Source organism: Streptomyces griseofuscus (genome assembly GCF_014673495.1).
In the GTDB taxonomy this organism is placed as follows: Bacteria; Actinomycetota; Actinomycetes; order Streptomycetales; family Streptomycetaceae; genus Streptomyces; species Streptomyces murinus.
The window spans coordinates 6,966,027-6,978,800 of record NZ_CP051006.1; the positions used below are offsets into that span (position 1 = coordinate 6,966,027).

Genomic DNA, 12,774 nt, shown 5'->3' on the forward strand with positions numbered 1-12,774 from the left:
GGGATGTGGGGTGACTCTCTCGTCCGGTCTCAGTGTCGTCCCACCGGTACGAAGCGGACCGGTGTGCCCGGAGGGGCCTGCGCGGCGGCCGGGAGGTCGGGGGGGTGGACGACGGCGATCACCGGATAGCCCCCGGTGGTCGGATGGTCGGCCAGAAAGACCACCGGGCGGCCGTCCGGCGGTACCTGTACGGCGCCCAGCACCATCCCCTCGCTGGGCAGTTCGCCCTCGCGGGCGCGTTCCAGCGCGGGGCCCTCGGTGCGCAGGCCGATGCGGTTGCTCGCCGGGGAGACCCGGTAGGCGCGCGCGGTCAGGTCGTCGCGTCCGCGCGCGGTGAACCAGTCCGCGCGCGGGCCCGGCGCCACCCGGAGCACGAGTTCGGCCGGCGGGCCCGGCTGCGGGGCGGTGTCCACGCGCGCGGGCGCTCCCGCCGGACGGCCGAGGGGCAGCACCGTGCCCTCGGCGAGCGGGGCCGGGCCGAGGCCGGACAGCAGGTCGGTGGCGCGGCTGCCGAGCACCGGCTCGACGGCGATGCCGCCGCGCACGGCGACGTAGCCGCGCACTCCCGCCGACACCGCCCCCACCTCCAGGAGTTCACCGGCGGGCACCACCACGGGCGCGCCCCAGGCCGCCGGGCGGCCGCCGACCGTCACCGGGCAGGGCGCCCCGCCGACCGCCACGGTCACCGTCGAACGGGGGCGCAGCGCACATCCGTCGAGTGTCGTCTCCAGCACCGCGGCGTCCGGCCCGTTCCCGGCCAGCCGGTTGACCAGCGCCGCCGCGGGCGGATCCAGCGCCCCCGACCGGGGCACCCCGAGATGCGCGTACCCGGGCCGCCCGAGGTCCTGCACGGTGGTCAGCATCCCCGGTCGTACGACGACGAGCGCACGGTCGGTCATGGGCCCTCCACCGGCAGAACACGCACGGATACGACGTCCCGGCCCCCGCTCACGGCCCCTCCACCGGCACGAAGCGCACCCGCGTGCCCGGCGACAGCAGCGCGGCCGGGTCGCGGGTGTGGTCCCAGAGCACCGCGTCGGTGGCGCCGATCAACTGCCAGCCGCCCGGCGAGGTGCGCGGGTACACGCCGGTGTACGGCCCCGCGAGCGCCACCGCGCCGGGCGGGACCGCCGTGCGCGGAGTGGCCCGGCGCGGGACGTCGTAGCGGGCCGGGAGCCCGGTGAGATAGCCGAAGCCGGGTGCGAAACCGCAGAAGGCCACCGTGAACTCGGTGCCCGCGTGGATACGGACCACCTCACGCTCGGACACCCCCCAGTGCGCGGCGACGGCGGCGAGGTCGGGCCCGTCGTAGCGCACCGGGAGCTCGACCGGGGAGCATGTCGAGGGCGCGGGCGGCTCTCCCTCCAGCGCGGTCAGTTCGGGGATCCAGCGGGCCGGGTCGGGCAGTCCGTCCAGCAGGACCGTGCGCGCGGCCGGCACGATCTCGCGCACGGTCAGCGTGCCCTCCGCGCGGCGCCGCAGCAGCGCCGTGTGCAGGGCCCCCGCCTCCTCGGCCGAGTCCACCTCGATGAGCAGCGCCTCCTGGCCGACCGGCAGCGCCCTCATGCGAAGGCCTCCAGCCGCACGCCCGTCGCGACCAGCCGCGCCCGCACCTGCCGGGCCAGCTCCACCGCGCCGGGCGTATCGCCGTGCAGACACAGCGAGCGGGCGCGCACCCGCACCCGCGCGCCGGAGTGCGCGATGACAGTGCCGGAGCGGACAAGTCCGACCGAGCGCCGTACGACCGCCTCCGGATCGCTCACCACCGCGCCGCCCTGGCCACGCGGCAGCAGCGTGCCCTCGTCGGTGTACGCGCGGTCCGCGAACGCCTCAGGGACGGCCGGCAGGCCCGCCTTCTCGGCCAGCGCCAGCAGCCGGGAGCCGGGCAGGCCGAGGACCGGCAGCGCGGGGTCGGCGAGGAGTACCCCGTCGATCACCGCGCCCGCCTGCTCCTCGTCGTGCACGACCCGGTTGTAGAGCGCGCCGTGCGGTTTGACGTACGCCACCCGGGCCCCGGCGGCGCGTGCGAACACCTCCAACGCTCCGATCTGGTAGGCGACCTCGGCCGTCAGCTCGGCTGCCGGCACCTCCATCGCGCGCCGCCCGAACCCGGCGAGGTCCCGGTAGGAGACCTGGGCGCCGATCGTCACCCCGCGTGCGACGGCCAGCTCGCACACCCGGCGCATGGTGGCCGCGTCCCCGGCGTGGAAGCCGCAGGCCACGTTGGCGCTGGTGACGACGGACAGCAGCTGTTCGTCCTCGGTGAGCCGCCAGCGGCCGAAGCCTTCCCCGAGGTCGGCGTTCAGATCGATCGTGGTCATGGTCGTCCCGTGTCTCCGGTTCGTGGGGTTCATCGGTTTGTCGGTTCGTTGATGAGTGGTTCTGTCGATGTGCCGGTGTCAGTCGACGCCGACCAGCCGGTACTGCTCGTCGCGGGCGTCGGTCAGGAACATCTGGCCCGGGGCGTGGGTGATGGCGAAGGGCGGCCGGGAGGCCGTCACCGCCGCCTGCGGGGTCACACCGCACGCCCAGAACACCGGGATGTCGCCCTCCTGGAGGGTCACCGGGTCGCCGAAATCCGGCCGGTCCAGGTCCACGATGCCGAGCCCCGCCGGGTCCCCGCAGTGCACGGGCCCGCCGTGCACGGCCGGCAGCAGACTGCTCTCCCGGATCGCGGCCCCGAGCCGCTCGGGCGGCACCGGCCGCATGGACACCACCATCGGCCCGCTCAGCCGGCCCGCCGGGCGGCACGGGCGCCCGGTGACGTACATCGGCACATTGCGGCCCTGTTCGACATGGCGGATCGGCACGCCCGCCCGGCTCAGCGCCCATTCGAAGGTGAAACTGCATCCGAGCAGGAACGCCACCAGGTCCCCGCGCCAGTGGGGCCGCGCGTCGGTCGGCTCCGCGACCAGCTCGCCGTCCTGCCACACCCGGTAGCGCGGCAGATCGGTGCGCAGATCGGCGCCTTCGGCGAGCACCGTCGTCGGGGAGCCGGCGTCGGTGACGTCGAGCACCGGGCAGGGCCGGGGGTTGCGCTGGCAGAACAGCAGCATGTCGTAGGCCCAGTCGGCGGGCACCGCGATCAGATTGGCCTGGGTGTGCCCGGCCGCGACCCCGGCCGTGGGGCCGGCGAGACCCGCGCGGAACCGGGCCCGCGCGGTCCGCGGGCTCCAGGCGGGCGCCCGCTCGTCGAGGGTGGTGACGGGACGGTCCGCGGTGCGCTGCACCCATGTCATGACAGCTCCTTCCCGCGCGTCTCGGGCAGCCCGAGCAGCGCCAGTGCCGCGATCCCGTAGCCGACCGCGCCGAAGACCAGCGCGCCGCCGACGCCCCAGCTGTCGGCCAGGAAGCCGACCAGGGTGGGGAAGACCGCGCCCACCGCGCGGCCCGTGTTGTAGGTGAAGCCCTGTCCCGTACCGCGCACCGCCGTCGGATACAGCTCGCTGAGGTAGGAGCCGAAGCCGCTGAAGATGGCCGACATGCAGAACCCCAGCGGGAAACCCAGCACGAGAAGCACGGTGTCGGCACCTTGCGGGATGTGCGCGTACGCCAGCACGCACACCGCCGACAGCAGCGCGAACAGCCAGATGGTGGCGCGCCGGCCGAGCCGGTCGGTGAGGTGGCCGCCGGTCAGATAGCCGAGGAACGCGCCGGAGATGAGGAAGGCGAGATAGCCGCCGGTGCCGACGACCGACAGACCGCGGTCGGACTTCAGATAGGTGGGCACCCAGGTGGCCAGCGTGTAGTAGCCGCCCTGCACGCCCGTGGACAGCAGGCTCGCCAGCAGCGTGGTGCGCAGCAGGCCCGGGGCGCCGGCCCGGCCCGGCCGGAAGATCGCGGTGAACGAGCCGCGCCGCGGGTCCTGTTCACGGGCGGCGAGGGCCACCGGCGCGTCGTGCACCCGGCGGCGCAGCCACAGCACCAGCAGCGCGGGCAGCGCGCCGGTCCAGAACATCACCCGCCAGGCCAGGTCGTCGCCCGCGAAGGAGAAGACCAGCGTGTAGACGACGGCGGCCAGCGCCCAGCCGACCGCCCAGGAGCTCTGGACCGCGCCGAGGGTACGGCCCCGGTGGCGGGCGGAGGCGTACTCGGCCACCAGGATCGCGCCGACCGCCCACTCCCCGCCGAAGCCGAGGCCCTGGAGCGCGCGGAAGACCAGCAGCGTCTCGAAGTCCGGCGCGAAGCCGCAGGCCACGGTGAACACCGCGTAGGTGAGCACCGTGATCACCAGCGCCCGCACCCGGCCCACCCGGTCGGCGAACACACCCGCCAGGGCGCCGCCGACCGCCGAGACCACCAGGGTGACGGTGGTGAACAGGCCGGTCTGGCCGCTGTCCAGGCCGAAGTACGCGGAGAGCGCCACCATGCTCAGCGGCAGCGTGAAGTAGTCGTAGGAGTCCAGGGCATATCCACCGAAAGCCCCGGCGAACGCGCGCCGCCCGTGCGGGCCGAGATCGCGCAGCCAGCCGAACGCGCCGTCCTGGGCGGTGTGTTCGAGCGCGGGGGCGGTGGCGGGGGGAGGAGGGGTCGTGCTCATGGGCACCTCGCAGAAGGGGACGGAGGGTGCGGTGAAGTGAGCCGTGCCGAGCACCGTAGAGGATTGTTCAACGATCCTTCAATACCCCTGTTGTCTCGTCCCGATGTCTGCGATTGAATTCCGGGCATGGCAGAGCAGCTGGCGGGACTGGCCGACGACCGCGCCCTCCTGGGCCGCACGAGCACCGCGGAGAGGGTTTCGGACATCCTCAGGAGCCGTGTCGCGGACGGGTACTTCCCGCCCGGCACCCGGCTGTCCGAGGACAGCATCGGCGGCGCGCTCGGCGTCTCCCGCAACACCCTGCGCGAGGCGTTCCGGCTGCTCACCCATGAACGGCTCCTCGTCCACGAGCTCAACAGGGGTGTGTTCGTACGGGTCCTGACCGTCGAGGACGTCGAGGACATCTACCGCACCCGCGCCCTTGTCGAGTGCGCCGTCGTGCGCGGTCTCGGTGAGGCGCCGTACCCCCTGCGGGGGCTCGCCGACGCGGTCGCCGCGGGCGAGACGGCGGCCGCCGAGGATGACTGGAAAGCGGTGGGTACCGCCAATATCCACTTCCACCAGGAACTCGTCACCCTCGCCCGCAGCGCCCGCACCGACGAACTGATGCGCAGCGTCTTCGCCGAACTCCGCCTCGCCTTCCACCTGGTGGACGACCCGCGCCGGCTGTACGAGCCGTACCTGACGCGCAACAGGGAGATCCTGGGCGCGCTGGAGGCGGGGGAGCGGGGCGCGGCGGAGGGGCTGCTGGAGAGGTACCTGGCGGACTCGCTGGAGCGGGTGGTGGAGGTCTATCGGCGCAGAGTCGGTGAGGAACACGCTCCGTAGGGCGCGGGGCTGTATCGATCTGCGGCTCCGCCGCGGGGCGCGACCAACTGCGACGGACCGGCAGTCGAAATGCGATGATCTGTACTCCGGCGGCTTCCCGTTTGGGTAGATGTCAGACCGAGGACCTACTCTGTGCACCGTGACTTCCGAGACCGCTCCGCCCCAGCTCAGCGCAGCGCAGCGCCCGGCGCCCGGGCCCGCAGCCGACGAGGGCCTCGCCCGTCGGCTGCGCGCCCTCGCGTGCACCGCGCCGCTGCACGACCTGGACGCCCGCAAGGGCAGCCTCGCGGGCGAGTACTCGGTGTACGGAATGGCCGAGGTGGCCCTCGCCGCCATCGACCTGGTCACGCTGAACATGGACTTCGACACCGGCGCCGACCATGAGCAGATCGTCGCCCGGCTGATCCCCCGCATCGCCGCCCAGGCCCCGCACCGCCCCACCGCCGAGCACGAGCGCGTGGCCCGCTGGGTCCTGGAGAACCTGATCAACGTCGGCAGCGTGGACCGCGGCTTCCGCGCCGTCTACGGCACCTTCGCCGCGGACGGCACCTATGTCCGCCGCGACTACGACTTCAAGCTGATCGAAGAGGTCCCAGGCCCCGGCGGCACGGTGTATCTGCGCACCACCGACGAGGCGGTCAACGTCCTGGTCGGCGCCCTCGACACCGACGTCACCAGCGCCCAGATCGCCGCCGAGGTCAAGCTGGAGGTGCTGATCAACCGGGGCCGGCTCGCCGACGCCCAGCTCGCCGCCGAGCAGGCCCGCTACCGCACGGTGCAGTACTCCGAGACCCTGCGCCGCGCCCTGGACGCCACCCGGCGCAACGTGCGCGCGGTCGACTGGCTCAACGCCGTCCCCGACATGATCGCCGAGGCCCTGGAGCACGTGGCCGACCGCTACCGGCACGAGAACGCGATCCTCACCAACATCCGCAAGGCCCGCGACGAGACCGAGGAGCCCGAGCACAAGCGGCGCGCCGCCGAGCTGGTCGACATCGTCAAGGACTGCATCCGCCGGCACACCCAGCTCCAGTCCCGGCTGCTGGAGGCGGGCCCGCTGTTCCGCGCGGAACAGGACCGGCAGGCCTTCGCCACGCCCACGAGCACCGCGGGGATAGACCTGTACGGCCATCTGGTCGCCCCGGTACTCACCCTCCCCGTCGAGCGGGCCACCCGGGTCACGGACGCCTTCTTCGCCCGCGGCACCGGCCTGCGCACCCCCGTCTCGGTGCGGGTCGCCGACCTCGTGGACATCCTGCTTACCCCGCCCGTGGAGCGCGAGCACCTGGGCGCGGAGATGCCCGAGCCGGACCTGATCGCGACGCCGGACGACAGCCGTTTCAGCGAGGAGCAGCTGGCCACCGCCATGGAGCTGCTCGACCTGCCCGCCGATGCCCCGCGCAGGCTCTCCGGGCTGCTCGCCGAGGCCCGGCGCACCGGCGACTCCGATCTCGCCTACCTCGTCGCCCTCCTCGCGGTGCACGCGGCCAGCCCCGCCGTCGGCACCGCCTACCGGCAGGGCGAGGAGAAGCTGCTGTTCGCCGTGGACGACGGCACCGAGCTGGACGACCACGAGTTCGGCGGCGCCGATCTGATCGTCGGCATGGCGCTGCTGGACGCGGCCGGCATGGCGGCGGACCGGGCGGCGTGAGCGGCCCGTATGCGACACCAGCGGGCCATATATGACATTTGCGGACCATGGTCGAGAGGTCCGGAAGCAGCATGAGCAAGTCAGAGAGCGACAAGGAGTCAAAGCCGTGAGCGAGCACGTCGAGTGGAGTGACACCGAGGCCCCGGCCCCGTCGGCCACCGCCGCCGTCACCCCCGCCGACGCCGCCGACGCGGCGCGGCTCGTCGCCTACGGGCTCCAGCCCAAGCTCCAGCCCGCCCGCGACCAGGACTACACCGAACTGCTGCGCCGCTACCGCGAGGACCCGGCGTTCGCACGGCTCGCCGACGCCGTCGCCACCGGCCTCGGGCTCATCGTCCTGGAGGTGTCCCCGCGCGCCGGCATGGCCGTGACAGCCGCTGAGGACTCGGTCTTCGCCGTCCGCATGGGCGACTACGCGCGTCGCACCACCGCCGACTCCGGCGACCGCTTCCTGCACGGCCTCGCCCATCTCGCCGTCGCCGCCCTCGCGTTCCCGCGCCCCGAGGACCTGGCCGACGACGGCTACATCGGCCGGGTCACGGTCAACGGCGTCGACGCGTTCGTCCGCCAGGCCTGCCGCCGCCTGGAGGAACGCGCCGAGGAACAGGGCGAGAACACCGACCCGGCCACCGACGCGCCCGGCCTGGAGGCCGCCTGGCGGATCTGGGCCAGACGCAGCGCCACCGGCGCCACCAAGGACGCCCGCAGGCCCGCCTCCTCCACCACCGGCATCGTCGCCAAGGCCCTCGCCTTCCTCACCGACTCCGGCTTCCTCCAGCGCACCGGCGACGAAGGCGGCGGCACCTACCGCACCACCGCCCGCTACCAGCTCCAGGTCCGCGACATGGCCGGCACCGCCGCCATGGCCGAACTGATCGAGCTGGGCGTGGTCCCGGTGACCGACGGCACCGCCAGCCTGCTGCCCGCCGAGGACACCGACGACCTGGAGCTGGTGGCCGACGCGGGCCTCCCCTTCCACTCCTGAAGCACTGAGGGCCGATCCTGAAGCACTGAAGGGCTGACGCGCCCCGCGCCCCCGAACGACCGCACCTTTCACCAGACTTACGAGAGTCCGCCATGTACGAGCTGTCCCGGGTCCGCCTCTACTCCATCGGGCCCGCCGGTGCGCGCTATGCCGACACCGTGCTTGACCTGCGGGGCGTGGGCGAGCCCGTGCCCGATCCGGCGCCCACCCAGGCGGAGTTCTTCGCGGAGGAGCCGTCCGGCCCGCCGCGCCGCCCCGCGCCCGCGGGCGTGCTGTTCCTGGAGAACGGCGGCGGCAAGTCCGTCCTGCTCAAGCTGATCTTCTCGGTGATGCTCCCCGGCCACCGCAACACCCTCGGCGGCGCCAGTTCCGGCGTGCTGCGCAAGTTCCTGCTCGCCGACGACTGCGGCCATGTGGCCCTTGAGTGGCAGCATGTGCAGACCGGTGAGTGCGTGGTCGTCGGCAAGGTCAGCGAGTGGCGCGGCCGCCAGGTCTCCAACGACCCGCGCAAGTTCGCCGAGGCCTGGTACTCCTTCCGGCCCGGCCCCGGACTCAGCCTGGACAACCTCCCGGTGGCCGAGTCCACCGCCGTACGCCCGGCCGCCGAGGGCGCGTCCGGCGCCCAGGGCCGCCGCCGCACCATGAAGGGCTTCCGCGACGCCCTCACCGAGGGCGGCAAGGCGTACCCGCACCTGGAGGTGCACTGGGAGGAGATCCACGAGCGCTGGACCGAGCACCTCGGCGACCTCGGCCTCGACCCCGAACTCTTCCGCTACCAGCGGGAGATGAACGCCGACGAGGGCGAGGCGGCCGGCCTCTTCGCGGTCAAGAAGGACTCCGACTTCACCGACCTGCTGCTGCGCGCGGTCACCGACACCCGGGACACCGACGGCCTCGCCGACCTGGTCAGCGGCTTCGGCAACAAGCTCGGCCGGCGCGCCGAGCTGATCGCCGAGCGCGACTTCACGGCCGGCTCGGTGGACCTGCTCGGCCGGATCGTGGAGGCCGCCGACACCCGCGGCCGCGCCCGGGACATCCACGCCGGCGCCGAGCGCCGCACCCGTACCCTCGCCCGGCGGCTGTCCGCACGCGCCGTACAGGAACGCATCCGGGCCGCCGACCTCGCCCAGCGGGTCACCGCCGCCGCGTACGCCGTCACCCACTCCGAGGGCGCCCGCGAACGCAGCTCCCTGGTCGCCGCCGAACTCGCCTACCGGCACGCCTCGCTGGCCCTCGCCGCCGCCGAGAAGGCCGCCGCCGCACAGAAGCGCGAGCTGGCCGACGCCCGTACCCTGCACTCCGCCTGGCAGGCCGCCGAGGCCGTGCTGCGCCACCGTGCCGCCGCCGACCGCGTCGCCCGGGTCTCCGCCGCCATCCAGGAGGCCGAGCGGGACGCGGCCCCCGCCCTCGCCGCCCGCGCCAAGGCCGCCGTGGAACTCGTCCGCGCCCTGCACGCGGCCGCCGGGAGCGCCGAGGACCTGGCCAACGAGGGGGAGGAGCGCTCCGCCGCCCTCCAGGAGGCCGGTGACGCCGCCCACCGCGACTCCACCGCCGCCGCCACCGAGGCCCAGCGCGCCCGCAGCGAGGCCGGCCATCTGCGCCAGCGGCTCAGCGAGGTCGAGCAGGAGACCGCCGAGGCGGTCCGCGCCGGCTGGCTGGACGACAGCGCCCCCGACGCCGACCCGGCCCGCGCCGCGCTCGCCGCCTCGGACGCCGAGAAGACCACCGTCGCCGCCTGGGACACCGCCCGCGAGGCCGCCCGCGCGGCCACCGAGCACGCCCGTGAGACGGCCGCCGCCGAGTCCCGCGCCGAACTGACCGCGGCCCGCGCCGCCGACGCCGCGGCCGCCGCCGAACGCTCCCACGAGGCCGAACGCCGCCTCGCGGACGCGCTGGCCGCCGAGGAACGCCTCGCCGAACTCCTCGGCCTGCCCGGTACGGCACCCCGCGCGGGCCTGCCCGCCCAGCGCACCGACGACACCGACGGCGCCCCGCGCGCCGACCAGGACGGCCTGCCCGCCGGCCCGCTCACGGCCGCCGAACTCGACCGCTGCGCCGATGAGTTGCGGAGCCTCCTCGACAACGCGGTGACTACCGCCGAACGCCAGCTCTTCGACCTGCGCACGGCCGCCGCCGACGACTCCCGCATCCTCGGCGCGCTCGGCGACGGCGGACTGCTGCCGCCCGGCCCGGACGTCCTCGCCACCGTCGAGTTCCTCGGCGAGCACGGCATCCCCGCGCTGCCCGGCTGGCGCTATCTCGCCCAGGCCGTCGACCCCGCCGACCACGCCCGGGTGCTCGCCGCCCGGCCCGAACTGGTCGACGGCGTCATCATCACCGACCCCGACACCCACGCCCGGGCCCGCGAGGCACTGGCCGACGCCGCCCTGCTGCCGCGCTCCGCCGTGGCCGTCGGCACCGCGGCCGCGCTGCTCGCCCCGACCCCCGCCGAAGGCACCGCCCCGGACGGCGTGTTCCTGGTGCCGCCGAACCCGGCCATGCACGACGAGCACGCCGCCGACGAGGAACGCCAGACCCTGCGCGCCCGCGCCACCGAGCGCGACGAGGAGATCCGGACCCTGGCCGCCCGGCTCGGCAAGGACCGCGAACTCGCCGCCCGGCTCACCTCCTGGCGCACCGGCTGCCCCGCGGGCCGCCTGGCCGAACTGGCCCGCGCCGCCGAGGAGGCCCGCGCCTTCGCCGAGGAGTCCGAGGCCGAACTCGCCGAGGCCCGCACCCTGCGCGCCGAGGCCGAGGAGAGCGCCGCCGAGGCCGTACGGCTGCGCGACGAACGCCAGGAGGCCGCGCAGAAGGCCCGGCGCGCCGCCGACGCCCTCGCCGGACTCGCCTTCCGGCTGCGCGAACGCGCCGGCTGGCAGGCCCGGCTACGCGAACTCGCCGACGAGGCAACCGAGTCCGAGGCCCGCGCCCAGACCTGTCTGGAGCGCGCCCGCGCCGCCGACGAGGACCGCCGCGCCGCCCAGCGCGCCGCGGACGACGCCCGCCGCACCGCCCGCGCGCTGCGCGCCGAGCGCGCGGAGATCGCCGGCGCCCCCGACGACGTACCGGTCGCGGAGACCGACACGCCCAAGGCGTCGCTGCCCGCCCTGCGCGAGGCGTACCGGGCCGCGTCCCAGGTGTACGAGAAGGTCGGCGTCGGCGCCGATCTGCGCGCCGAGCAGGCCCGCGCCGAGAGCGACGAGAGCGCCGCCCGTGCCGAACTGGACCGGCTCAGCAACAAGGTCCGCACCCGCGCCGAGCAGCTCCTCCAGTCGCCCGACGGCTCCGACGGGCCCTCCCGGCAGGCGGCCGCCGCCCGCGCCGAGGAACTGGTGCAGCTCCTGGAGACCCGGATGTCCACCGCGAGCGAGCAGCTCGGCCGGCTGCGCGGCGAGGCCGAGCGGCACGCCCCCGAGGACGGCGAGGCGCACACCGAGCTGCCCGCGGACCAGGTGCCGCGCGACGCCGAGCACGCCCAGGTCCTGCTGCGCACCGCGACCACCGAACTGGCCGCCCGTACCGAGGCGTTGGCGCAGGCCCGCGACGCGCACGGCGAACTGCTGGCCGCCCATCGCGCCGCCGAGGACGCGGCCGGCGGCTTCGACGAGATCGCCGCGATGCTCCGCGACCTGCTGCGCGAACAGGCCGGCGAGGAGGAGCCGGAGGAGACCGAGCCCTACCCCGGCGATCTGGAGGAGGCACGGCAGTCCGCGGCCGAGGCCCGCCGCTCGCTGCGCGGCTGCGCCGCCGACCTGTCCGCCGCCGAGGCCGGTGTGCGCGAGGCGAGCGATGTACTGGTCCGGCACGCCAACTCCACGCGTTACGAGCAGGTCCGCACCCCCGCCCGGCAGCAGATCCGCGAGCTGCCCGCCGCCGCGCTGCCCGAGCACGCGCAGAAGTGGGCGGACGCCTTCGCGCCCCGGCTGCGGGTCCTCACCGACGAGCTGGCCCAGCTGGAGCGCAATCGCGACTCGATCGTGGACCGGCTGCGCGGCCTCGTGGAGTCGGCCCTGGCCACCCTGCGCTCCGCCCAGCGGCTCTCCCGGCTCCCCGAGGGACTCGGCGAGTGGTCGGGTCAGGAGTTCCTGCGCATCCGCTTCGAGGAACCCGACCAGGCCACGCTCACCGAACGGCTCGGGGAGGTCATCGACGAGGCCACCCGCGCCGCCGTCAAGAAGAACTCCGACATGCGGCGCGACGGCATGTCCCTGCTGCTGCGCGGGGTCGCGTCGGCCCTGGAGCCCAAGGGCGTGGCCGTCGAGATCCTCAAGCCCGACGCGGTGCTGCGCGCCGAGCGGGTCCCCGTCGGGCAGATGGGCGACGTCTTCTCCGGCGGCCAGCTGCTCACCGCGGCCATCGCCCTGTACTGCACCATGGCCGCGCTGCGCTCGAACGACCGGGGCCGCGACAAGCACCGGCACGCGGGCACGCTGTTCCTGGACAACCCCATCGGCCGCGCCAACGCGACCTACCTCCTGGAACTCCAGCGAGCCGTCTCCGACGCCCTCGGCGTCCAGCTCCTGTACACCACGGGCCTGTTCGACACCACGGCCCTGGCCGAGTTCCCGCTGGTCATCCGGTTGCGCAATGACGCGGACCTGCGGGCGGGGCTGAAGTACATCAGCGTCGAGGAACACCTGCGCCCCGGCCTGCCCCAGCAGCCGCAGGCGGGGGAGACGGTGCACAGCGAGATCACCGCCACCAGGATGTTCAAGAAGCCGGCGGTCAACGCGTAGTGGCGCGGGGGGCCGCCCGGCCGGCCCGCAGCGC

General features: G+C 74.7%; 9 protein-coding genes. 4 read left to right on the forward strand and 5 right to left on the reverse strand.

What is annotated here, in order from left to right; translation table 11 throughout:
- Window positions 1–29 precede the first annotated feature (29 nt).
- The 5 genes from HEP81_RS31745 to HEP81_RS31765 all read right to left on the reverse strand — a co-directional run bounded on the left by HEP81_RS31745 (window position 30) and on the right by HEP81_RS31765 (window position 4,540).
- Window positions 30–899 (reverse strand): 5-oxoprolinase subunit C family protein, encoded by an 870-nt coding sequence (locus tag HEP81_RS31745; protein ID WP_037650894.1) that lies wholly within the window; start codon window positions 897–899, stop codon window positions 30–32.
- Window positions 900–948: 49 nt separating this feature from the next.
- The gene (locus HEP81_RS31750; protein WP_037650892.1) at window positions 949–1,566 is read right to left on the reverse strand and encodes a 5-oxoprolinase subunit B family protein; all 618 of its coding nucleotides are present in this window, start codon (window positions 1,564–1,566) and stop codon (window positions 949–951) included.
- Complete coding sequence (locus tag HEP81_RS31755; RefSeq protein WP_037650890.1) at window positions 1,563–2,321, reverse strand: LamB/YcsF family protein; 759 nt, start codon at window positions 2,319–2,321, stop codon at window positions 1,563–1,565. Before HEP81_RS31755 ends, HEP81_RS31750 begins: the two co-directional genes overlap by 4 nt.
- 78 nt (window positions 2,322–2,399) lie before the next feature.
- Window positions 2,400–3,239, reverse strand: coding sequence for a putative hydro-lyase (locus tag HEP81_RS31760; RefSeq protein WP_190276049.1), 840 nt, complete (start codon window positions 3,237–3,239; stop codon window positions 2,400–2,402).
- Window positions 3,236–4,540: an MFS transporter gene (locus HEP81_RS31765; RefSeq protein ID WP_037651307.1), complete on the reverse strand. Its 1,305-nt coding sequence runs from the start codon at window positions 4,538–4,540 to the stop codon at window positions 3,236–3,238. Before HEP81_RS31765 ends, HEP81_RS31760 begins: the two co-directional genes overlap by 4 nt.
- Window positions 4,541–4,666: 126 nt before the next feature.
- Here HEP81_RS31765 and HEP81_RS31770 point away from each other — a divergent pair, with 126 nt between their 5' ends.
- From HEP81_RS31770 to HEP81_RS31785, 4 genes are all read left to right on the forward strand, one after another.
- Complete coding sequence (locus HEP81_RS31770; protein ID WP_037650888.1) at window positions 4,667–5,368, forward strand: GntR family transcriptional regulator; 702 nt, start codon at window positions 4,667–4,669, stop codon at window positions 5,366–5,368.
- Window positions 5,369–5,477: 109 nt separating this feature from the next.
- Window positions 5,478–7,019, forward strand: coding sequence for a hypothetical protein (locus HEP81_RS31775; protein WP_037650885.1), 1,542 nt, complete (start codon window positions 5,478–5,480; stop codon window positions 7,017–7,019).
- Window positions 7,020–7,125: 106 nt separating this feature from the next.
- Window positions 7,126–8,004: a hypothetical protein gene (locus HEP81_RS31780; RefSeq protein ID WP_037650883.1), complete on the forward strand. Its 879-nt coding sequence runs from the start codon at window positions 7,126–7,128 to the stop codon at window positions 8,002–8,004.
- A 92-nt stretch (window positions 8,005–8,096) separates the two neighbouring features.
- Window positions 8,097–12,740, forward strand: coding sequence for a hypothetical protein (locus HEP81_RS31785; RefSeq protein WP_037650882.1), 4,644 nt, complete (start codon window positions 8,097–8,099; stop codon window positions 12,738–12,740).
- Window positions 12,741–12,774 lie beyond the last annotated feature (34 nt).

What these genes read in the sequence shown, in the direction of transcription:
- HEP81_RS31745 (WP_037650894.1), bottom strand. Translation starts at nt 899, where the DNA reads ATGACCGACCGTGCGCTCGTCGTCGTACGACCGGGGATGCTGACCACC.
- HEP81_RS31755 (WP_037650890.1), bottom strand. Translation starts at nt 2,321, where the DNA reads ATGACCACGATCGATCTGAACGCCGACCTCGGGGAAGGCTTCGGCCGC.
- HEP81_RS31770 (WP_037650888.1), top strand. Translation starts at nt 4,667, where the DNA reads ATGGCAGAGCAGCTGGCGGGACTGGCCGACGACCGCGCCCTCCTGGGC.
- HEP81_RS31765 (WP_037651307.1), bottom strand. Translation starts at nt 4,540, where the DNA reads ATGAGCACGACCCCTCCTCCCCCCGCCACCGCCCCCGCGCTCGAACAC.
- HEP81_RS31785 (WP_037650882.1), top strand. Translation starts at nt 8,097, where the DNA reads ATGTACGAGCTGTCCCGGGTCCGCCTCTACTCCATCGGGCCCGCCGGT.
- HEP81_RS31750 (WP_037650892.1), bottom strand. Translation starts at nt 1,566, where the DNA reads ATGAGGGCGCTGCCGGTCGGCCAGGAGGCGCTGCTCATCGAGGTGGAC.
- HEP81_RS31760 (WP_190276049.1), bottom strand. Translation starts at nt 3,239, where the DNA reads ATGACATGGGTGCAGCGCACCGCGGACCGTCCCGTCACCACCCTCGAC.
- HEP81_RS31775 (WP_037650885.1), top strand. Translation starts at nt 5,478, where the DNA reads ATGTCAGACCGAGGACCTACTCTGTGCACCGTGACTTCCGAGACCGCT.